The organism is Pseudoalteromonas sp. OANN1 (assembly GCF_024124685.1).
Taxonomy (GTDB): Bacteria; Pseudomonadota; Gammaproteobacteria; order Enterobacterales; family Alteromonadaceae; genus Pseudoalteromonas; species Pseudoalteromonas piscicida.
The window spans coordinates 1-20,630 of the sequence record NZ_JAMXSE010000017.1; the positions used below are offsets into that span (position 1 = coordinate 1).

Consider the following 20,630-nt stretch of genomic DNA (forward strand, 5'->3'; position numbering starts at 1 on the left):
TATATAGTCACTCATAAGAAATTGAGACTCTAAATTTGTTTGCGTCATCTAGCGAACTAGAATCTGCTGTTAGAACTCAATCTGTACGAGTGCCCACACAGATGATTGCTTCATATTTTTAAAGAACGTTTCGAAACATTTCGTTGCTTCGAGGGATGTGCATTCTAAGCATTCCCGATTTTTTGTCAACACTTAATTTTGAATTTCTTTAGCAGAAGTTTCGAACTTAAGTTTTACTTGACGCTAACTCGTTGCTGCTTTGCTTTTCAGCGTGGCGCCCCGTGTCAGTGGGGTCGCATTATAGGGCGATCCGATTTTAGTGCAACCCTTTTTTTAAGAAAATTGCGAAAAAACGTTTGTTCGAGCAAAAATGAAGCGAAACGCTTATTTTTGACACTTTTGCTTATCTTTTTGCAGTTTTTTCGTACTAGAGTTTTACAATTCAACACTCTACACTAGTGACACAAGACACGAGAGATGAGTAATCTAGACATGCTTAGAAGTTATAAAGGTAAATCCCCGCGCTTGGCACAAGGCGTTTATATTGATGAATCATCCGTTTTGGTCGGTGATATTGAAGTTGGCGAAGATAGCAGCGTTTGGCCATTGGTTGCAGCCAGAGGCGATGTGAACTACATCAAGATAGGGAAACGAACCAATGTTCAAGACGGCAGCGTACTGCATTTAACAAGAAAGAGCGCTTCAGTACCTGACGGTTACCCGCTTATTATTGGTGATGATGTGACTGTTGGTCATAAAGTCATGTTGCATGGTTGCAAACTTGGTAATCGTATTCTCGTAGGTATGGGTGCAATTATTATGGACAACGTCACCGTAGGAGATGACGTTATTATTGGTGGTGGTGCACTTGTCCCGCCTAATAAAAATCTTGAGTCCGGTTTTTTATATGTCGGTAGTCCAGTAAAACAAGCCAGACCCCTCACCGAACAAGAGCTACAGTTTTTAAAAGTGTCCGCCCAAAATTACGTGGAACTGAAAGATGAATATTTAGAGGAAAGCTAAGCTTATCTCTCCCGCCTCATTAAACGCTTCATCCTCTATTAATTGCTCAGCCTGCATTTCATAATCGAATTGGTGCTGAGCAAAGTGTGCTATTGCCGCGTCCTGCTCAAGCTTGGTTGCAATTTTACAGCGGATCAGCTGACCACTAGCCATCGCCGTAAACGTTAATTCTCCCTGTTTATAACTGATGTCATCATTAAACAGTATTGCTTGATTCATATTTACCCTCTAATAAGCCTAAATGTTTCGGACGTATCAGGTCTCACCCCTCGCCACTGGTAAAACGCTTCTGCGGCCTGCTCAACTAACATACCTATGCCATCTATCAATTGCGTTTGTTGATTGTGTTGCGCCACCCAGCCTAAGAAACTTGTTTGCTGGTCGCTGTAGAACATATCGTAGGCAACTAAGCAGGATGTAATAACAGTAGGACTAACGTCTGGCACTTGCCCTGTGATGCTCGATGAGGTGGAGTTAATCACAATATCGAAACCAATGTCGGGGGTATTGTTTAAGCCACACCCTGTAACCTCTCCATACGAGGCAAATTGCTCTGCTAGTTGCAATGCCTTTGACTCAGTACGGTTGGTCACGACGATCCGTTTTGCTCCGGCCTGGAGGAGCGGATAGATACAGCCTTTGGCGGCGCCACCTGCACCAATCAATAGTACGTTAGCTCCCTCAAGTTTAGTTTGGTGTTTCATGAGATCTCGCACCAGACCTGCACCATCTGTATTATCGCCTGTAATACTGCCATCTTGCTGTTTGATTAGGGTATTGACGGCACCAGCGAGCTTAGCTCGTTCGGTGAGGGTATCTGCAAAGGCAAATGCCTGCTCTTTAAAAGGTAAAGTCACATTCGCACCACAGCCACCTTGGGCAAAAAATGTCGATGCAGTTTGAATAAAGGCATCTTCTGGTGCCAAAATAGCCTCGTATTCTAATTGCTGCTGGCATTGCTGTGCGAATTGCGCATGGATTGCTGGCGATTTAGAATGTTTTATCGGATTACCGAATACCGCGTATTTGTCCATCGTTATAAGAGCGCCTTGAAAGAGTCATTATGAAGCAGTTAATTAAACGTATCTTTAATAAAGATGCAACCGTAGAACAAACAAATAGTGCCCCCACTCCAGAAAAAACACCTTATGAAATCATTGGTGGAGAACAAGGCGCGCGCGATCTTGCTAACCGCTTTTACGATATTATGGCAACAGACCCCTATGCAAAGCCGCTTTACGATATGCATCCACAACCATTAGATAGGATCAGACAGGTATTTTTTGAATTTCTTTCTGGTTGGTTAGGCGGGCCAGATCTTTTTGCAGAAAAATACGGCCACCCACGTTTAAGAATGCGCCATATGCCCTTTCCTATCGACCAAGATTTGCGGGATCAATGGATGCACTGCATGAATAAAGCATTGGACTTAGAGGTAGGAAATCCATTATTAAGAGAAGGATTAAGGCAGTCCCTCGCTCAGCTTGCGACACATATGATTAATCAGCAATAAAACTAAAGTATTAGTTAATTAAAATTACACGACTATTTTGCGCTAGGTCAAGTCCCGTTCTTGAGTAGAGATGCATAATCACTGTTCTAATTGTGTACAGGTGCGATGCGTGTGAAATCTATTCAACATAAAATTTATGCGTTACTGGCAGTGACGGGCGTGCTCGTCTTGATTGCCAGTATCCTTAGTAGCAGCAGTCAACAAAAGACGCTCGCTGAAGAAACCGTCGAAAGTAATATTAAGCTACTGGCAGATAATTACTTTGACTCTATCAATACTATGATGCTGACCGGCACCATGGCAAACCGTGAAATTCTGAGTGATAAAATTCGCAATCATCCAAATATCGAAGATGCGCATATTATCCGCTCCGAGCAAGTTAATAAGCTTTACGGTCCAGGTAATGCAAATCAAGCACCTAACTCTGAGGCTGAGTTTGATGCATTGAACGGGAAAGAAACCTTAGTTATTGAACAGCGCGACGGTAGTCGCATCATGACTTATTTAAAGCCGATGGTGGCCAAAGAAAGCTATAAAGGAACAAATTGCTTGGGTTGTCATCAGGCAAAGGAAGGCGATGTGCTCGGTGTTGTGCGGATCAGCTACTCTTTGGATGATATTGATAATACGGTACAGACTAATACCTGGTTTAGCACTGCGCTTCTCTCTGCTATCTTTATTACCACCTTTGTGATTTTAGGCGTACTTTTTAGGAAGCTCTTTATAGTACGACTAAAAACGCTAGGCCGAACCATGCGCCTCGCAACGACGAATAAAGACCTATCATTACGAATAGACGACCAAGTCGATGACGAGCTTGGACGCTTGGCGATTAACTTCAATAAAATGATGGATAGCTTTAAAGACAATATTGCGCAGTTATCCAACTCTTCGAAAATACTTATTCACTCAGCAGAATCTATATATGCTTCAGCGGAAACCACTGAGCTTGCCATTCAAGAGCAAAAACAAGGGACGGACTCTGTTGCAGCCGCGATTAATGAGCTTGAAAGCTCTTCAAGTGAAGTAAAAAATACCACCCACTTTGCATCAGAAAAGTCGGATAGCAGCAATCACCTCGCAGAGGAAAGCATGGCTGTTGCTAATCATACTGAGCAAAGTATCAACCAATTAGCACAAGATGTAAGGCAAGCTGCAGAACAAGTTTCTCAGCTTCAAGCACAAACTCTTGAAGTGGGTAAAGTACTCGAAGTGATCAGTAGTATCGCGGAGCAAACCAATCTCTTAGCGCTCAATGCAGCAATAGAAGCCGCGCGCGCCGGGGAAGCAGGAAGAGGGTTTGCGGTTGTTGCGGACGAAGTCAGAACACTTGCGACACGAACACATGACTCAACCGATGAAATCAAACGCACTATCGATAAGCTACAGTCCGAGGCACAACAAACCGTGGCAGCAATGAGTGCTTCTTGCGAAGAAGCAGATGACCGCGCACATCAGGTCAAGAAAGTGGCACAAGCGCTAAAAGACATCTCGACACAGATGCACGAAATTAATGCCTTAAACCTGCAAATTGCCGATGCCACTGAGCAGCAAAACTTGGCCGCTGAAGAAATCAATCGTAGCGTAGTCGCGATTAGCGATAATGCTGAACGCTCACTAGTTGATGCCCACGGCTCTAAACAGATCAGTGAGGAGTTACTCACCCTTGCGCGCGATTTGGATGAGCAAGTGCGCGGATTTAAATTAAACTAAGTGAACCGCTAAAAGTAAAAAGGAGCCGAGGCTCCTTTTTACTCTATTACATCGCCAACCAATTCTTTGGCGTAAGATAATTATACAGCTCAGCTTCTTTCGATCCTGGATCTGGCTGGAAGTCATACTCCCAACGTGCCAATGGTGGCATCGACATTAAAATAGACTCGGTACGTCCACCTGTTTGTAGACCAAACAATGTGCCTCGATCCCATACCAGATTAAATTCAACGTAACGGCCTCGGCGATATAGCTGGAATTGACGCTCTTGTTCGCTATACGGTGTATCTTTGCGTTTTTCAACAATAGGCAGATAAGCATCAAGGAAGCCGTTACCAACAGCTTGCATAAATGCAAAGCTCTTTTCAAAGCCCCATTGGTTTAAGTCATCAAAGAATAAACCACCCACACCTCGAGTCTCATCTCGATGTTTTAAATAGAAATATTCATCACACCACTTTTTGTAGTCACCGTATACCGCGTCACCAAATGGTGCGCACAAATCCTTTGCAACTTGGTGCCAGTGCTTCACATCCTCAAGAACTGGATAAAATGGCGTTAAATCAAAACCACCACCAAACCACCAAATCGGCTCTTCACCTTCTTTCTCAGCAATGAAAAAACGCACATTGGCGTGACTAGTTGGAATATTGGGATTCTTGGGATGGATCACTAAAGATACCCCACAGGCATGGAAGCTTCTGCCTGCTAACTCTGGACGGTGCGCCGTCGCTGAGGCTGGCATAGAAGCGCCAAAAACATGTGAATAGTTTACCCCGCCTTGCTCAATAACATCGCCATTACGGATCACGCGAGTGCGACCGCCACCACCTTCAGCACGCTCCCAGGCATCTTCAACAAACTGAGCGTTACCATCGGCAGCCTCTAAGCCTTGGCAGATATTATCTTGTAGTTGTAATAAAAAGGCTTTAACGGTCTCTAGGTTTATTTTACTCATGGTACTTTTTATCCTCGGATCACTTGGCCAGTCATTGCATTTTTAATGACGCTTGGGGTCGTATTACCGCCTAACTCACCTTCAACATAATAGCCAACTTGTGAGCCAAACTGGCTACGAGCATCCGACAACGAAGCAACTGGAGTTTGACCCGTTACATTGGCACTGGTAGATACAATCGGCTTACCAAAGCGTTGACATAACTGCTTTACAATGGGGTGGCTAGTAACTCGAATAGCGATAGTGTCGTGTCCCCCTGTTAACCAATGCGGCGTACTGGCTTTCGCTGGCAATAACCAAGTAATGGCGCCAGGCCATGACGAAAAAATATCAGCGCGCTTATCCATCGGGATTTTATTGTCATCCACGTAGGGCAAACATTGACCATAATTGTCGGCGATTAAGATTAACCCTTTTTCTATGGGTCGAGATTTGATTGTTAGTAACTTAGTGACCGCATCTTGGTTATCAGGATCACAGCCTAAACCATAAATGGCTTCCGTTGGATAACAGATCACTTCGCCAGCTTGAAGTGCTGACTCAGGCGTTGTTATTGTCGCAGTATCCGCTTTATTGTCATTACTCACGGTATTTCCACTATCTTTTGACATGATTTCTGCGGGCATTGTAGCACAGCTTTACCCGCTCGGGTTTTCTCCACCAGCACGGGCCAATGACACTCAGGGCAGGTCTGCTCTACAGGCTTGGCGTTCAAGGTATACTTACAACTTGGATAAGTGTCACAACTATAAAAGTGTTTACCAAACTTATTTTTACGCTGAATTAGGTTGCCTTTTTGGCATTTTGGACACGCTGGCAACGCCGCTGTGGGTGGCGCATCTTCATGACCAATATAGTGGCAATCAGGATACCCCGTACAGCCAATAAACATGCCATAGCGGCCATTTTTTATCACTAAATCTTTGCCGCATTCAGGACAAGCCACATCTTCTAGTACTTTAATTACATGGCTATCATGGTGTGCGAGTGGGCGAATATAATCACAAGTTGGGTAGCTAGCGCAGCCAATAAATGGACCATTTTTACTGTTTTTGATTACCAGCTCAGAGCCACATTCTGGGCATACTTCATACTCTTTTTCTAATGCATGTTTGTCTGCATTAAATAATGCATGGTCTATTTTACTCATCGCTTTACCACCGCCCCCTTATGCAAGTATGCGCCTAATATAATAGCCTCGTTTTTAGGGTCAAGGAAATGATGAAATTCCTCCTTGCAAGTATTTGATATCAGTGTTTTCAACTAAGCAGGAACATTATTTGAAAGGCGGTAAGCTGAGGTCAAAACCTCAACTTACCGAAGGAAACTTGTCATGCTAGAACAGAGTTAATGAACTACAGATGCAGGCTCGGTAAAAATCAGATCTTCCATCTGCGCATAAGCATGTTCTTTACCCGGCACATTAAATAGCACCATTAGTATCACCCACTTTAAATCATCTAGGCTGATATAGGTTTTATCCAACGCGAATAAACGATCCATCACCATTTCTCTGGTGGTACTGTCAATCACTCCGACTTGTTCCACAAACATTAAAAAACCACGGCTCTCAACGTCTAGCATATTGCACTCGCTGTCGGTGTAGATCCGTGTTGCATGGTCCGGTTTAGCATTTAAATAGGGGTTTTCGTCACTGTGTTGTAAATCTGCAAGTTGCTCAAGCCAATCAAGCGCTTTGTATATTTCGCCTTGATTAAAGCCGGCGCGAAGGAGTTCATCGGTGAGTTCGTTTTGTTCGACAAAGATTTCTGCCTCACTGTGAATATAGTTCTCAAATAAATACATTAAAATATCAAACATCTTCTTAACCCCTCGCGAGTTTTATGTAGCCGTCGAGTACACGCTCTACTTTATCTTCGAGTTCTAGGTCCAATAGTCTGGCAATCACCTGCTCTACTGGCCACTGGGTCCTTTGCGTTAAAGTGTCAACTGACGTCACCTCAAAGCCAAGGTTTTCTAATACGGGACATTGCTCCTCTTTTTGCTCCCCTATTTCTATACTATATAGACTGTTTTCACAAAAAAAGCTCACTTCTTCCAAAATATCCTCAATATTTTCGGTGAGTTTTGCCCCTTGCTTGATCAGGTAATGACAACCGCTACTTAATCGATTTTTAATTGAGCCAGGGATCGCAAACACTTCTTTATTTTGCTCCAATGCATAGCGTGCGGTGATCAGCGAGCCACTTTTTACTTCGGCTTCAACCAACAAAACACCCAAAGATAAACCCGAGATTATGCGATTGCGCCGCGGAAAATGATTACTATTTGCTTGAGTGTTTGGTAAGAATTCACTCACCACCAAACCATGCTGCACGATATCTTCATAAAGCCGTTGATGGCGTTTGGGGTAAACAACATCAACACCTGTCCCTAGCACGGCAATGGTTTCTCCTTGAACATCAAGTGCACCTTGGTGCGCTGCGCCATCAATTCCTCTTGCCATACCCGACGTCACCACCAACCCTGAGCGACTTAAGCCCTGTGCAAATTCATGTGCAAGCCCAAGCCCAGTTCTCGTTGAACTGCGACTACCAACAATCGCAATTTGTGGTTGTTTTAATAACGCAATATTCCCTCTGCAAAATAGTACTAAGGGAGGATTACAGATCTCTTTTAGTTGCTCGGGATATTCAGGAGAAAACAAAGATACAGCATGAATTTGCTGACGTTGACAATAAGCCAGTATGTGCTCGATACGAGACCAATCTGTGCACGCTAAGTTAGCAGCAACATTTTCTTGCAGCCCAAGCTTACAAAGCTCATCTTGGTTTAATGTGAATAATTGCGCAAGGGGGACTTGATTAAGTAATGCGGTGATGGTTTTGATACCCAGCCCTTGGCACAGGGTTAATGCCAAAGCTTGAGCTAGTTTAGCTTGTTTCATACTCTCTCCTTGAGTTTACTGACTTCACTCAAGGAGAAATTCTACCACTTAATTACTGGCAGTTTCCTTGAATGCTTGTACATGATCACCAACGCGGATCGGCTCCGAAGTTTCAACAACCATAGCGTAGCTTAAGTCTTCGTACACTTTAAAGACCATCAGCTCACCGACTTTTTCCTTTGGCATATGCCATACTACGCTATCGTCATCGTTTTCCTCACCAAACCAAGATCCCATTTCGGTGATCAGTTTGTCGAGTCTTGATGCATCTTCAATATAGCGCGGACCGTGTTGGCTTTCTATAACTGTAGGCGATTGCCTTACGATATCAAGGACATGTCCCTCTTTTAGCTGCGCTTTACTGCCCACATCCAACACCACTACACTCATGGTGCTAAACTCTCTGAGCTTATTATCGCTCGCAATAATACGGCCCAAAGTTTGTTGCTCAGGGCGAGACATAGAAAACTGTGCCGGAAAACTTTGTCCTGTAGATATGGGTAGCACAATATCCCCGGCCCTAACCTCTTGTTTGGCAACTTCTAACTGTAGCTTTGCTGGACGCCCCGCCACGATATCTCCCTGCTCAACCACATGGCCTGAACCAACTAACACGGCTTCCAAGCCAAGCAGTTGTTGGTTGTCTAAGGTACGGTAGGTTTCACCACGACGATAGATGGCATAGTGCCCGCCTTTGACTAAATCAGCTTTAACGTACAAGAGATGACCCGGAGTCGCATTTTTAATATTGCGATTGGCTCCCAGTACAATTGGACTATCAGAAAATTCCGACTCAGAAAGCGCTTGCTCAAAACGCAAAAAAGGTTCCATGATAGGGAGTGGTAACGTAGGAATGGCAGCCGCTTTTTGGTTAACAATACGCGTATGCGGCGACAGTTTCTTCACACCTTTGTCTAACACCAGCATCGGATTACCATTTTCATCGTAGAGTAGTTTAAGACTGTCTCCTGGATAAATCAGATCTGGGTTTTGAATACTAGGGTTCCACTGCCACAATTGCTTCCACTTCCATGGAGAACGTAAGTACATTTTTGAAATATCCCACAAGGTATCGCCTTTTTTCACCACATAACGCTGCGGCGCATCTGCTTTTACAGACAAAGTGTCCGCTTTCACAGAGAAAACTGAGCAGCCAGCGAGTATTAATGCAGCAATCGGATATTTCATGATGGCTTCCTTGTGGTTATTTTTGGTTATTATCCACCAAAACCTGTTAAAGGGGAACTTGAATGGCTAAAATAAGACCATACACTAGCTTACAACAGCTTACACGATAAATTGATTTAGGGTAATCATGGCCATATTAGAAGTTTTAAAGTTCCCAGATGAGCGTTTACGCACTGTCGCACAGCCTGTAGCAGAGGTTAATGACGAAGTACGTCAAATAGTTAAAGACATGCTGGAAACTATGTACGATGAAAATGGTATCGGCCTTGCGGCTACGCAAGTGGATATTCATCAGCGAATCGTCGTTATTGACGTTTCTGAAGAGCGCGACGAACCGCGCGTATTAATCAACCCAGAAATAACCAAACGCGATGGTTCTACTGTGAGTGAAGAAGGCTGCTTGTCAGTGCCATATTCATACGCAAAAGTAGATCGTGCTGAAACCGTCACGGTAGAGGCAACAAACGAACATGGTGAAACGTATGAATTAGACGCAGATGGTCTGCTTGCCGTTTGTATTCAACACGAATTAGACCATTTAGTTGGTAAGCTATTTATCGATTACCTATCACCACTAAAGCGTGATCGTATTCGTAAGAAGCTCGAAAAAGAAGCTAAGCTCGCTGCGAAGCAAGCTTAACCAACCTCCAACTAACTGACTTTAGGGTATTTCGTGAGTAATCCTTTGCGTATCGTTTTCGCAGGCACGCCTGACTTTGCAGCGCGCCACCTTGACGCACTTATTCAATCACAACATGACGTCGTGGCAGTGTACTGCCCACCCGACCGCCCAGCAGGACGCGGGAAAAAGCTCAAAGCATGTGAAGTAAAAGTGCTAGCACAAGAACACAACCTGCCAGTGCTACAACCGCAATCATTAAAAACACCGGAAGCACAGGCAGAACTAGCTGCGCTTGATGCCGATGTCATGATTGTTGTCGCCTACGGAGTATTATTACCAAAAGCCATTTTAGATACTCCTCGACTTGGCTGCCTGAATGTTCATGGCTCAATTTTACCACGATGGCGAGGCGCAGCGCCTATTCAACGTGCTATTTGGGCTGGCGACAATGAAACTGGTGTAACCATCATGCAAATGGACGAGGGCCTAGATACCGGTGATATGTTACACATCGCTCGCTGCCCTATTACAGCTACTGATACCAGTGCAGATCTCTACAACAAGCTTGCTGAACTTGGCCCTGACGCGCTTATTGATACACTAGCACGCTTATCTGCGGGCGAGATCACGCCAGAAAAGCAAGACGATACACTAGCGAATTATGCTAAGAAGCTAAGCAAAGAAGAAGCCGACATTGACTGGCAGATGGAAGCTGCGCAAATTGAACGTAACGTCCGCGCATTTAATCCATGGCCGGTTTGCTTTACCAATATGGCAGGTAACAGCGTCAAGATTTGGCAAGCGAAGGTAATAGATGAGCAAGGTGATGCAGGTCATGTGCTACGTGCAGACAAACACGGTATCGTAATTGCCTGTGGCACACAGGCATTGGAAATTCACACCTTGCAACCACAAGGTAAAAAGCCCATGTCTGCACAAGACTTTTTGAATGGTCGAGCCGACTGGGTAGCAATTGGTGCTAAGGTTGGTGACGCGTGAGTAATGTACGCGCACTCGCTGCCCAAACCCTATTTCAAGTCGTCGATAAAGGCGCGTCGTTAAGTGCTCAACTACCACTTGCCACCAGCCAGTTAGACGGTAAAGACAAAGCCTTGCTACAGCAAATTTGCTACGGCGTATTAAGATATTTGCCTTCACTTGAACACTATTGCCAGCAGTTACTTGAGCAACCGCTTAAAGGTAAGCGCCGTGTTTTCCAGTTTTTGCTGTATGTGGGTATTTACCAACTACAACATATGCGCGTACCAGCTCATGCTGCAGTAGCCGAAACTGTAAACGCACTCACGCCACTAAGAGCTCCTGGCATGAAAGGCTTAGTTAACGCAATTTTACGCAGCTTCCAACGTCATCAGGTCGAACTAGAAACCAGTGCAGCCGAAATCCCAGCTTGTTTATACAACCACCCGGGCTGGTTTATCAATCAACTAAAAGCGGCTTACCCAACTCAATGGCAAGCTATTTTAGAAGCGAATCAACAACAAGCACCAATGTGGCTGCGCGTAAACCAATCGCAATTCTCTACTGCCGATTACGCAGCTCTGCTAGACCAAGAAGGGGTAGCCTATCAGCTTCATAGCGAATACCCGGACGGGATCTTGCTTGATAGCCCGATTGACGTTTATGCGCTACCACAATTTGCCGCTGGCGCTTGCTCAGTGCAGGATGCAGCCGCCCAAAAAGCAGCGAGATTATTAGCACCACAAGCAGGTGAAAATATCCTTGATGCTTGTGCCGCCCCAGGCGGTAAGACTTGCCATATTTTGGAGTTAGCAGACGCCAAAGTGACTGCAATTGACGCTGATGGTGATCGCTTGCAACGCGTAGAGCAAAACCTTGAGCGTATCGGATTGTCGGCCAAATGCCTTGAGGGCGATGCAAGTGACCCCGAAGCATGGTGGGATGGCGAGCTATATGATCGCATCTTATTGGATGTACCTTGCTCTGCAACTGGCGTTATTAGAAGACACCCTGACATCAAATGGCTAAGACGCGCTTCTGATATTGATAACTTGGTGACGTTACAGGCACAAATTATTGATAAAATCTGGCCATTGCTTAAGCCCGGTGGCACACTAGTTTATGCTACCTGCTCGGTACTGCCGCAAGAGAACCAGCAACAGATCGCACGCTTTCTTTCTGTGACCCCTGATGCGACGCTTATACCTTTGCATGATGCAGACACACAAACACAACCAGGCTTGCAGCTATTACCCGGATTGAGCGATGGGTTTTACTACGCAAAGTTGACAAAACAATAATAGAAAATCGACCTAACCAGTATGAAAATCATCATCTTAGGCGCCGGCCAAGTCGGCGGGACACTGGCAGAAAACCTCGTCGGTGAAGAAAATGAAATTACCGTTGTCGACATCGATGGCGAGCGCTTAAGAGAGCTGCAAGACAAATACGATCTACAGGGGGTCACTGGCCACAGTGCTCACCCTGAGATCTTACGTCAAGCAGGTGCTGAAGACGCCGACATGATAATCGCCGTAACCAGCTCAGATGAAGTCAATATGATTGCGTGTCAGGTTGCCTATAGTATTTTCAATACGCCGACCAAAATTGCGCGGATCCGCTCTGAGCAGTACTTAAAGTACAAAGAGAAGCTGTTTCATAATGACGACCTACCGGTCGACCATTACATCGCACCGGAGCAGCTTGTAACGCAATATATCCGCAGGCTAATAGATTATCCAGGCGCTTTGCAGGTGCTGCAATTTGCCGAGGGTATGCTGTCACTCGTGGCGGTTAAGGCTTATTACGGCGGTTTACTCGTTGGCTATGCACTTTCTGCATTAAAAGAGCATATTCCAAACGTCGATACCCGTGTTGCCGCTATTTATCGTCAAGGCAAAGCCATCAAACCACTCGGCACCACCATAATTGAAGCCGATGATGAAGTCTTCTTTATCGCCGCAACCAAGCATATTCGCGCGGTCATGAACGAGCTACAAAAGCTCGAACGCTCTTACAAGAAAATTATGATTGCAGGTGGCGGTAACATAGGTGCGGGACTGGCCAGCTCATTAGACAAGAACCATAGCGTTAAACTTATTGAACGCAATCAAGCTCGTGCCACACAATTGTCTGAAACGCTCGATAATACGGTGGTTTTTTGTGGCGATGCCTCAGACCAAGAACTGCTATCAGAAGAACATATAGAACAAGTAGACGTGTTCATCGCGGTGACGAACGACGACGAAGCCAACATTATGGCTGCGATGCTTGCAAAACGTATGGGTGTACAAAAGACTATGGCGCTTATTCAACGTGGTGCCTACGTCGATCTCGTGCAAGGTGGCGACATTGATATTGCTATCTCACCACAGCAAGCGACTATCTCAGCACTACTCACCCATGTTCGCCGTGGTGATATCGTTAACGTTTATTCATTGCGTAAAGGTGCAGCAGAGGCCATTGAAGCTGTCGCACATGGTGATGAAAACACTTCTAAAGTTGTCGGTCGTGCAATTCGAGATATTAAATTACCACCGGGCGCGACTATCGGTGCAATTGTCCGTGATGAAGATGTACTGATCGCACATGACGATACCATTATTCTCTCAGGTGACCATGTGATCATGTTCCTGATTGACAAAAAACAAATCGGTGTTGTGGAAAAACTCTTCCAAGTAAGCGCTTTATTCGTTTAAAGCGCCCTAGGTATCTTGTTGATCTTGAAAAATAGACAAATCGATTAGGTAATCTTTTAATACACTACGGATTATGTCCGGAGCTGAGGTTAAGTGAATACCTAAAGAGACGATTTGATCATGGCTCTTTATGCGCCGAATATCGCCCTCTAGCGTGATCTGATTCCCTTCTTTTCCTTCAATGAAAACCTCACATTTCAGCCCCTCTTCCATATGCTCGGCATCAATCGACGTTAAGTCTAGCTGTAAACCAGCAAGTGAAATGTCTTTTATTACCCCAACATCTCTACTGCCATGGCAGTGAAATTTTGCGGGGATTAAGGTTGGCACACGGTTTTGCGAGCGGAGTTTGTAGGTTTGTACTTTTTCGGGTAAATAAAGAAAAATAAGCCGCGCGGGATGGACTGAGACCGCTTTTATTTGCGATTTGAATGCAATGACTTGCCCATCGCCATTCTCGAGCAAAGCTCGGACGATAACCGAAGTCCCTTCCATCACAAAGTCCAGCGCCGCGCCTAATCGCTTAGTGTTGGGATGGTTAAGAATTAAAAACGCCCCTTGGAGCATACCGACGTATTCTGTTTTTACTCTTTTGCTATTTGCCGGTAAACAAATTTCTAAGTCAACAATACTTCCTGCGCTGATAGCGGTGAGCAAAGTATCCTGCCCAACCTCCTGAGTTTTTAACATGGATCCAACCCTTCCTGAGTTCACTCTACTACTTTTTTATTGTAGCAGTTTTAGCGGAAGGCTATTTAAAACTGAATTCAGATTAATTACAACTCTTCGACTACCAACAATACCTAAAAAGGGGTCAATTACTTTACTAAAAAGTGGCTTTTTAGCATTAATGCGCCATCTCTTAGGGTCATCATTCTGCTTTGTACTTCGAGTGAACTTTGTGGCAATGCGAGCTCTTCAGCTTCAATAAACAACATCATAGGTTCGCTATTGCGCTTAGCAACAAATAATATACCCGAGACATCACGCTTGAATAAACAGCCCACTCCCTCAGTCTCAAAATCATCGACAATTGCTGGTATCTGGCGCTTTTGCCAGAGCTCATTTTCTGAGATCACTTGAACAACGAAACGCGCACCGCTCTCACAGCCAACTTGATGAAATAAGTCATAACTCTGGGCACGACCTAATGTAAGCTGATTAAGCTGCAAGTAACCGACTTCATCGATTAAGCTATTCAACTGTATTACGCTTCGTTCTATAAGCTGCATACCTAAACCCTGCTCATGGCTAGCAGCAAATCCCTTTATCACTTTAAATCCTTTATCTGAAAAGCGTGTGGCAAGCAATATCGTCGCCTCCAAGTTAAATCGTTGTAAAAATACTGACACTTGAAAACCCCGAAAATCCGAGTTTTTGAAATTTTTATTAACTTTTTCTTTGCGAAGTTCAAAAATAAGATGACAACTTGTCACTAGAGTGGCAGAAACGAGGTAATGACACTGTCAGTTGTAGGCTCTCAGCAAAAGAGCCCACTACTTAAGCACAGTTACCCACGCCAGAAGGTAGGAGTAAATAAGACTAACAGTGTGAAGATCTCTAAGCGACCAAAGACCATTGCAAGCGTAAGGATCCACTTTGCGGTATCACTAATATCACCATAATGCGCCGCAACGTCTCCCAACCCCGGTCCCAAATTGTTTAGACAAGCCGCAGTTGCTGAAAATGCAGTAATGTTATCGAGTCCCGTCCCCAGCAATGCAATCATAATAATCACAAACACCAGTGCATAAGCCGAGAAAAACCCCCACACAGCCTCGACCACTTTATCTGGTAGTGCCTTTCGACCCAATTTTATCGAGTATATAGCACGCGGATGCACTAAACGATTAAGCTCACGGATCCCCTGTAAATAAAGCAAGAAGACACGTACAACCTTCATACCACCACCCGTAGAGCCAGCACAGCCACCAATGAAGCTGGAGAAAATCAAGAGAATAGGTAAAAACAGCGGCCAAGTTGAGAAGCTATCGGTCGCAAAGCCTGCGGTAGTACTAATTGACACAGCCTGAAACATCGCTTGATCTAAGGTCTCATCACCCGTTTCATAGACATTGTTTGACGACAATACCGCAAAACAAATCACCACCAACGCTAACTGGATAAACAGAAAGACTTTAAACTCAGGATCTCGCAAATAGGCTTTAATATTACGACTCGATACCGCAGCATAATGTAGCGAGAAGTTAATGGCAGCAATCAACAAGAAAACGACGCAAATAACATTAATAAATGGATTATCGAAGTAACCCATAGAAGCATCATAGGTTGAGAAGCCGCCGATGGCTATCGTGGCAAACGCATGACAGATAGCATCAAACCAATTCATTCCTGCTATCCAATAAGCCAGCGTACAAGCCGCCGTTAGAGAAACATAGATATACCAAAGGTGCTTGGCGGTATCGGCAATACGCGGTGTCATTTTTGAGTCTTTAACTGGACCGGGTGTTTCAGCACGATATAACTGCATGCCACCAACCCCAAGCATAGGAAGAACGGCTACGGCCAATACAATGATCCCCATACCACCAAGCCACTGCAACTGCTGGCGATAGAATAATACCGCTTTAGGTAAATGTTCTATGCCCGTCAAGACCGTAGCCCCTGTAGTTGTCAGCCCAGAAAAAGCTTCAAACACGGCATCTGCTAGAGATAGATTCGGTTTATCTAAGAAAATAAGCGGCAATGACGCAAACGACCCCAGTACCAACCAGAATAAGACAACGATTAAGAAGCCTTCTCTGGCTTTAAGATCGCCGTTTTCCTTGCGGTTTGGGTAGTACGCAAACAGACCCATTAGCACACTAAAAATGAAAGCTAAAACAAAAGGTACACCACCACCATCTTTGTATATCAAAGATACAATGGCTGGTGGCACCATAGTGATACTAAATAGAGCGACTAACTGCCCGAGTATTTTTATTATGGTACGAAATTGCATTTTGTACGCTGCGCTTTTTGTTATTTAACCAGAGGTTAATTAGTGAATGTAAAGAAGTAGAGCCTACTCCTTGAGTTGCTTAAATAATACAACACCATTGGTTAATTCATAAATAGCATCAATGATTTGTTGTGTTTCACGACTATCTACTGCTATTTTCCAGGTAATATTAGCAGCGTATTCTTTATCTAAATTTAGCACTGTAAACTGACTTTGTAATAGCTGCTCTATCACACCTTGAAGATGGTAATCACTGTGGCCAACAATAATAGAAGCCGGTACCTTTTTAGTCGTGCTTAGCTGTGCTAGCGCGTTATTAAGCGTACCACCATAGGCTCTGACCAATCCCCCAGTGCCGAGCTTAATACCACCGAAATAACGCGTCGTCACCGCAGTGATCTCACCAATCCCTGATCCCATCAGCACATTGAGCATTGGCTTACCAGCCGTCCCGTTAGGCTCTCCATCATCAGAAAACCCTAATACATGGCTGCCACCTGGGGGCCCAGCGATGTGTGCCCAACAATTGTGTCTTGCATCGGGATACGCGTCATTAATCTGTTTAATAAACGCTTTAGCATCTTCGATGGTTGGCGTGTGGGCCAAATGCACGATAAACGTGCTTTTCTTAATTTCCTCATGATGACTCAGTGATCCACTCGGAATGAAATATTCAGACATAATGTTCCAAACTAAAAGGGAGCCAATCGGCCCCCAAATATACTTACTTTTAGCGCTAGAAGTCAGCTTACTCGAGGCCGAAATCTCGCGTCATATTTTCTAGTCTATCTTCATGCACAATGATGTTATCTTCAATACGGATACCACCGTAAGGCTTCAGTGCATCAACCTTATCCCAATTGATATACTGTTTGTTTTCTGTTTGCGCCAAGTCTTCCAACAATGAATCGATGAAGTATAACCCAGGCTCAATAGTGAACACCTGATTAGCCTCTATCTTACGAGTACAACGCAAGAACGGGTGACCTTCAGGTGGTGCTTGGTGCGTACCGGCTTCATCAGCCATGAATCCGCCCATATCGTGTACCTGTAGACCAATATGGTGACCGAGACCATGAGGGAAGAAAGTGGAAGAAATTCCCTTCTCGACGATGGCCTGAGCATCGAGTTTAACAATACCAAAGTCACTCAGCACTTGTGCCACGCGATTATGACAATCGATATGCAGCTCACCGTATAGTTTGCCCGGTTGCAATGCTTTACCCAACTCAATTTGGTGATCGTTCATGACTTTCACCAACTCGGCAAACTCACCCTGTTTAGCAAAATCATAAGTACGGGTAATATCTGACGCATAACCGTTAAAGTTTGCACCGGCATCAATCAAAAATGACAAGTGCTTACTCGGCGCTTTACGCTCAAAATGGGTATAGTGCAAAATCGCACAATTTTCATTCAAGGCGACAATATTGCCATACGGTGTATCGTTTTCCATATGCTGAGTTGCATTAAGATAAGCTTGTTGAATTTCAAACTCGGAGCCACCAGCAAAGAAGGCATCGCGTGCCGCCATATGACCAAGCACACCAAGACGGCTCGCTTCACGTAAACATGCCATTTCATACTGAGTTTTATATGCACGATGATAATGCAAGAAGTTCATCACCGGCTCTGGATTCACTTGAGTAAAGCCAAGCGCTTGTGCAACCTCTAAATATTCACCGATATAGGCATAGTTTGCTTTGTCGTATGGCAGTAGCTGTTCAACCTGATCTGGCTTAACCAGCAGTTGAATATCAAAATACTCTGCCCAAAAATCTCTCGGCTCGTCAGGCACTTTATGCCAAAAATCAACCGGACGATAAAAAATGAGTTTCGGCTTGTCACTGCCATTGACCACAATCCAGCAATGCGGATTATCGATAACAGGCAACCAAGCTTTAAATTGCGGGTTAACTTTAAACGGATAGTACATATCATCAAGGAATTGACGCTTTGCTTGCCCCGAATGGATCACAAGTCCATCCAGTCCTTCTCGTTCTACTATCGTTCTTGTACGCTGTTGCAACGTGGCAATATGCTCTGCGTATAAATTTGCTAACTTATCCATGGTGTACCCATTTTCAAAAAATCACATACTATCGAGTCTATCATAGCTGCTACCTAAAAACGACGAACTGAGTCTAAGCACCAGCCATGTGCGGTTATTTCACAATTTTCATATCCAAGATACTTGCCAATATGTTGCCATCACGACCAAGGCGGGTATGGTAAACCTGTCGATATGCCATCACATTTTTCACGTAGTCACGTGTTTCTCGATACGGGATCAGCTCAATCCAAAGCTCTGCAGGCATGGCCTCTGACGGCAGCCAACGCTTAATTCTATGATAACCCGCGTTGTACGATGCTGTCGCCAAAATCTCATTTCCGGCATTTTTACGCTTCAAATACTCTAAATAACTGGTCCCCAAGCGAATGTTTGTGGCCGGATGATAGAGGCGATTTTTTGCCACGCGCTTGCGGTTATTAACGTATTTTGCGGTGCTTGGCAGAAGCTGCATTAAACCGTGAGCATCCGCACTCGAGCGCGCATCCGGAGCGAAAGAGCTTTCCCGACGAGCAATCGCAATGCTCCATGCGACATCGACTCGATTACGTTCACTATATTTAATAAACAGATCTTTAAACGCCATCGGGAAACGCAAATCAACGTAATCCCAAGCTTTGATCTGAGCAAGAGTAAAAATAGTGCTGTCGTACCAATCAAACTCAGCAGCCAATATGGATGCTGCAAGCTTTTCCTCTTTGCTTGAAGTATTAGTAAGGTAGTTCCACTCTCGGCGTGCTTGAGTATACCTTTCCAGCTCGTATAAAGCCTTTGCTCGCTTAAAACCAGGCGCATGAGATACCCTTTCTACAATGCTGGGGTCAACATTTAACGGCTCTTCATTTAGTGAGACAGGTAATCCCAACCGGGCAGCAGCCAAAAAGCCGTAGTAATCACGCTCTTGTGCTAATTGCTGCCAAATCTCATTAGCCTTCGCCAATTCGCTACGCTTCGCGAGGCTATATGCAAGCCAGTATTGTTGACCATTACTAAGCTGCTCGTGACCCACGAATAAGGCCGAGATCCCTTCCCAATCTTGCTCTTTCAGCATGTTACTCATCAGCCACTGGAGTAGCTTTTTGTCCTGCAGCGATTTGGGCACTTTATTTAGCCAAAACCGTGCGTCTTCATGGCCTTTAGACGCAAGTGCCAGAGCAAAACGATAAGCAACGCTATCCTTTTGCTGCTGGGTAAAGGTAAACATATCCTGCATCTTCTGCCAGGCACGCAGCGCTAAATCAGGATCGCGCCAAACTAGGCGTCTTACACCATATACCGCAATTTCGGCTTCTTTTTCAGTACGTTTACCAAAACGATAAAGCCCCGCTGCGGAACTCGGATCTTGGCGAACCTTTTTATAAAGCTCGGCAAGATACGCCTCATTTTTTGGTAACAGCTTCTCAAGATAATCTAGCAGTGACGTTTGACCTGATTGCGCGGCACTGGAAATACGTTGCCAGACACGTTCAGGCGTTCTATACCCCGCCTTTTGCCATTGGCTAAAAAGGCCATCACAGGCTTTAGGCTGAGACTTTCCCACCGTCCAAATATCGGTTACCTGATCAAGAATGGCTTTTTTTGGCGCGCCTAAATCCAACTGATACGCTAAATACGTACACTTGAGTTCAATATCGCTGGTCTCACGATAAAACTCGATGAATCGTGCTTTCTTTTCATGACGCTTTAAATAATCGAGCCAAGCAGAGCGTACTGGCCATTCTAATGGGGTGTGTTCGTATACCGTTAAAAAGTGCTGAATTTCTTGCTGGTACTTGAGCTTAGGATGACGTTCATAAAACGCCTTTTCAACGTACGGCTTAAGTGGGTGATCGAGCTGCGCTGTTGCAGCTTTAAAATTACTATAATTACCAGACCAAGCGACACGCTCAGCCTCTTTAAATTCGTCGTGAGTGCTATCGGCTGCACAGAGCCAGCTCACCATACATAAGCTGCCTGCAGCCAAGCGGGGTAACCAATATGTCATGCAAACCCTTT

At 44.8% G+C, this 20,630-nt stretch carries 21 protein-coding genes; 7 read left to right on the plus strand and 14 right to left on the minus strand.

All coding sequences use genetic code 11. The features are described 5' to 3' along the window. Positions 1-477: 477 nt before the first annotated feature. Positions 478-1,023, plus strand: a complete 546-nt coding sequence (locus NH462_RS14390; RefSeq protein ID WP_253106252.1) for a gamma carbonic anhydrase family protein — start codon at positions 478-480, stop codon at positions 1,021-1,023. On the opposite strand, the gene NH462_RS14395 is transcribed toward NH462_RS14390, so the two are convergent. After that, positions 1,009-1,242 carry a DUF1488 family protein gene (locus NH462_RS14395; protein ID WP_253106254.1) on the minus strand — a complete coding sequence of 78 codons (234 nt, stop codon included), beginning with the start codon at positions 1,240-1,242 and terminating at the stop codon, positions 1,009-1,011. The genes NH462_RS14390 and NH462_RS14395 overlap by 15 nt on opposite strands. A 2-nt stretch (positions 1,243-1,244) precedes the next feature. Further along, a complete protein-coding gene (gene aroE, locus NH462_RS14400; protein ID WP_253106256.1) occupies positions 1,245-2,057 on the minus strand; it encodes a shikimate dehydrogenase in 813 nt (270 codons plus the stop codon). 29 nt (positions 2,058-2,086) lie between these two features. On the opposite strand from aroE, the gene NH462_RS14405 reads away from it, so the two are divergent. Together NH462_RS14405 and NH462_RS14410 are read left to right on the plus strand one after the other, a co-directional pair. Continuing rightward, positions 2,087-2,536 (plus strand): group II truncated hemoglobin, encoded by a 450-nt coding sequence (locus NH462_RS14405; RefSeq protein WP_253106258.1) that lies wholly within the window; start codon positions 2,087-2,089, stop codon positions 2,534-2,536. A 105-nt stretch (positions 2,537-2,641) separates the two neighbouring features. Beyond that, positions 2,642-4,249 carry a methyl-accepting chemotaxis protein gene (locus NH462_RS14410; protein WP_045965325.1) on the plus strand — a complete coding sequence of 536 codons (1,608 nt, stop codon included), beginning with the start codon at positions 2,642-2,644 and terminating at the stop codon, positions 4,247-4,249. A 46-nt stretch (positions 4,250-4,295) separates the two neighbouring features. On the opposite strand, the gene hemF is transcribed toward NH462_RS14410, so the two are convergent. From hemF to NH462_RS14440, 6 genes are all read right to left on the minus strand, one after another. Then, positions 4,296-5,207 carry an oxygen-dependent coproporphyrinogen oxidase gene (hemF, locus tag NH462_RS14415; protein ID WP_045965323.1) on the minus strand — a complete coding sequence of 304 codons (912 nt, stop codon included), beginning with the start codon at positions 5,205-5,207 and terminating at the stop codon, positions 4,296-4,298. Between the two features lie 8 nt (positions 5,208-5,215). After that, entirely contained in the window at positions 5,216-5,794 is a 579-nt protein-coding gene (locus NH462_RS14420; RefSeq protein ID WP_253106370.1) for an L-threonylcarbamoyladenylate synthase, read from the minus strand. Next, a complete protein-coding gene (locus NH462_RS14425; protein WP_010376795.1) occupies positions 5,791-6,357 on the minus strand; it encodes a type I DNA topoisomerase in 567 nt (188 codons plus the stop codon). The genes NH462_RS14420 and NH462_RS14425 overlap by 4 nt, the downstream gene beginning before the upstream one ends. A gap of 197 nt (positions 6,358-6,554) precedes the next feature. Next, positions 6,555-7,028: a DUF494 family protein gene (locus NH462_RS14430; protein WP_010376797.1), complete on the minus strand. Its 474-nt coding sequence runs from the start codon at positions 7,026-7,028 to the stop codon at positions 6,555-6,557. A gap of 4 nt (positions 7,029-7,032) precedes the next feature. Then, the gene (gene dprA, locus NH462_RS14435; protein WP_010376799.1) at positions 7,033-8,115 is read right to left on the minus strand and encodes a DNA-processing protein DprA; all 1,083 of its coding nucleotides are present in this window, start codon (positions 8,113-8,115) and stop codon (positions 7,033-7,035) included. Positions 8,116-8,163: 48 nt separating this feature from the next. Continuing rightward, positions 8,164-9,303, minus strand: coding sequence for a LysM domain-containing protein (locus NH462_RS14440; protein ID WP_253106261.1), 1,140 nt, complete (start codon positions 9,301-9,303; stop codon positions 8,164-8,166). 127 nt (positions 9,304-9,430) lie between these two features. Between NH462_RS14440 and def the strand changes: the two genes are divergently transcribed. Genes def through trkA form a run of 4 tightly spaced genes read left to right on the plus strand, consistent with a single transcriptional unit; the run spans position 9,431 to position 13,602 of the window. Beyond that, complete coding sequence (gene def / locus NH462_RS14445) at positions 9,431-9,943, plus strand: peptide deformylase (protein WP_253106264.1); 513 nt, start codon at positions 9,431-9,433, stop codon at positions 9,941-9,943. A gap of 33 nt (positions 9,944-9,976) precedes the next feature. Next, complete coding sequence (fmt, locus tag NH462_RS14450) at positions 9,977-10,924, plus strand: methionyl-tRNA formyltransferase (protein ID WP_253106268.1); 948 nt, start codon at positions 9,977-9,979, stop codon at positions 10,922-10,924. Then, positions 10,921-12,204 (plus strand): 16S rRNA (cytosine(967)-C(5))-methyltransferase RsmB, encoded by a 1,284-nt coding sequence (gene rsmB, locus NH462_RS14455; protein WP_253106271.1) that lies wholly within the window; start codon positions 10,921-10,923, stop codon positions 12,202-12,204. Before fmt ends, rsmB begins: the two co-directional genes overlap by 4 nt. 6 nt (positions 12,205-12,210) lie before the next feature. Beyond that, on the plus strand, positions 12,211-13,602 hold the full coding sequence (trkA, locus tag NH462_RS14460; protein ID WP_366033893.1) for a Trk system potassium transporter TrkA: 1,392 nt from the start codon (positions 12,211-12,213) through the stop codon (positions 13,600-13,602). A gap of 6 nt (positions 13,603-13,608) precedes the next feature. On the opposite strand, the gene NH462_RS14465 is transcribed toward trkA, so the two are convergent. The 6 genes from NH462_RS14465 to NH462_RS14490 all read right to left on the minus strand — a co-directional run bounded on the left by NH462_RS14465 (position 13,609) and on the right by NH462_RS14490 (position 20,619). Continuing rightward, positions 13,609-14,292, minus strand: a complete 684-nt coding sequence (locus tag NH462_RS14465; protein ID WP_253106273.1) for a flagellar brake protein — start codon at positions 14,290-14,292, stop codon at positions 13,609-13,611. A 128-nt stretch (positions 14,293-14,420) separates the two neighbouring features. Further along, positions 14,421-14,954, minus strand: coding sequence for a hypothetical protein (locus NH462_RS14470; protein ID WP_238322942.1), 534 nt, complete (start codon positions 14,952-14,954; stop codon positions 14,421-14,423). A gap of 158 nt (positions 14,955-15,112) precedes the next feature. After that, entirely contained in the window at positions 15,113-16,564 is a 1,452-nt protein-coding gene (locus NH462_RS14475) for a TrkH family potassium uptake protein (RefSeq protein ID WP_010376815.1), read from the minus strand. 63 nt (positions 16,565-16,627) lie between these two features. Beyond that, on the minus strand, positions 16,628-17,245 hold the full coding sequence (locus NH462_RS14480) for a YigZ family protein (protein WP_017218522.1): 618 nt from the start codon (positions 17,243-17,245) through the stop codon (positions 16,628-16,630). A 67-nt stretch (positions 17,246-17,312) separates the two neighbouring features. Next, positions 17,313-18,635, minus strand: coding sequence for a Xaa-Pro dipeptidase (gene pepQ, locus NH462_RS14485; RefSeq protein WP_010376819.1), 1,323 nt, complete (start codon positions 18,633-18,635; stop codon positions 17,313-17,315). Positions 18,636-18,729: 94 nt separating this feature from the next. After that, on the minus strand, positions 18,730-20,619 hold the full coding sequence (locus tag NH462_RS14490; RefSeq protein WP_253106276.1) for a transglycosylase SLT domain-containing protein: 1,890 nt from the start codon (positions 20,617-20,619) through the stop codon (positions 18,730-18,732). Positions 20,620-20,630: the final 11 nt, after the last annotated feature.

Excerpts from the sequence above, each read along its gene's own strand:
- NH462_RS14430 (WP_010376797.1), bottom strand. The coding sequence starts at position 7,028 with ATGTTTGATATTTTAATGTATTTATTTGAGAACTATATTCACAGTGAG.
- hemF (WP_045965323.1), bottom strand. The coding sequence starts at position 5,207 with ATGAGTAAAATAAACCTAGAGACCGTTAAAGCCTTTTTATTACAACTA.
- aroE (WP_253106256.1), bottom strand. The coding sequence starts at position 2,057 with ATGGACAAATACGCGGTATTCGGTAATCCGATAAAACATTCTAAATCG.
- def (WP_253106264.1), top strand. The coding sequence starts at position 9,431 with ATGGCCATATTAGAAGTTTTAAAGTTCCCAGATGAGCGTTTACGCACT.
- NH462_RS14490 (WP_253106276.1), bottom strand. The coding sequence starts at position 20,619 with ATGACATATTGGTTACCCCGCTTGGCTGCAGGCAGCTTATGTATGGTG.
- NH462_RS14465 (WP_253106273.1), bottom strand. The coding sequence starts at position 14,292 with ATGTTAAAAACTCAGGAGGTTGGGCAGGATACTTTGCTCACCGCTATC.
- pepQ (WP_010376819.1), bottom strand. The coding sequence starts at position 18,635 with ATGGATAAGTTAGCAAATTTATACGCAGAGCATATTGCCACGTTGCAA.
- NH462_RS14475 (WP_010376815.1), bottom strand. The coding sequence starts at position 16,564 with ATGCAATTTCGTACCATAATAAAAATACTCGGGCAGTTAGTCGCTCTA.
- NH462_RS14395 (WP_253106254.1), bottom strand. The coding sequence starts at position 1,242 with ATGAATCAAGCAATACTGTTTAATGATGACATCAGTTATAAACAGGGA.
- NH462_RS14390 (WP_253106252.1), top strand. The coding sequence starts at position 478 with ATGAGTAATCTAGACATGCTTAGAAGTTATAAAGGTAAATCCCCGCGC.
- NH462_RS14410 (WP_045965325.1), top strand. The coding sequence starts at position 2,642 with ATGCGTGTGAAATCTATTCAACATAAAATTTATGCGTTACTGGCAGTG.
- NH462_RS14425 (WP_010376795.1), bottom strand. The coding sequence starts at position 6,357 with ATGAGTAAAATAGACCATGCATTATTTAATGCAGACAAACATGCATTA.
- NH462_RS14405 (WP_253106258.1), top strand. The coding sequence starts at position 2,087 with ATGAAGCAGTTAATTAAACGTATCTTTAATAAAGATGCAACCGTAGAA.
- NH462_RS14480 (WP_017218522.1), bottom strand. The coding sequence starts at position 17,245 with ATGTCTGAATATTTCATTCCGAGTGGATCACTGAGTCATCATGAGGAA.
- NH462_RS14440 (WP_253106261.1), bottom strand. The coding sequence starts at position 9,303 with ATGAAATATCCGATTGCTGCATTAATACTCGCTGGCTGCTCAGTTTTC.
- dprA (WP_010376799.1), bottom strand. The coding sequence starts at position 8,115 with ATGAAACAAGCTAAACTAGCTCAAGCTTTGGCATTAACCCTGTGCCAA.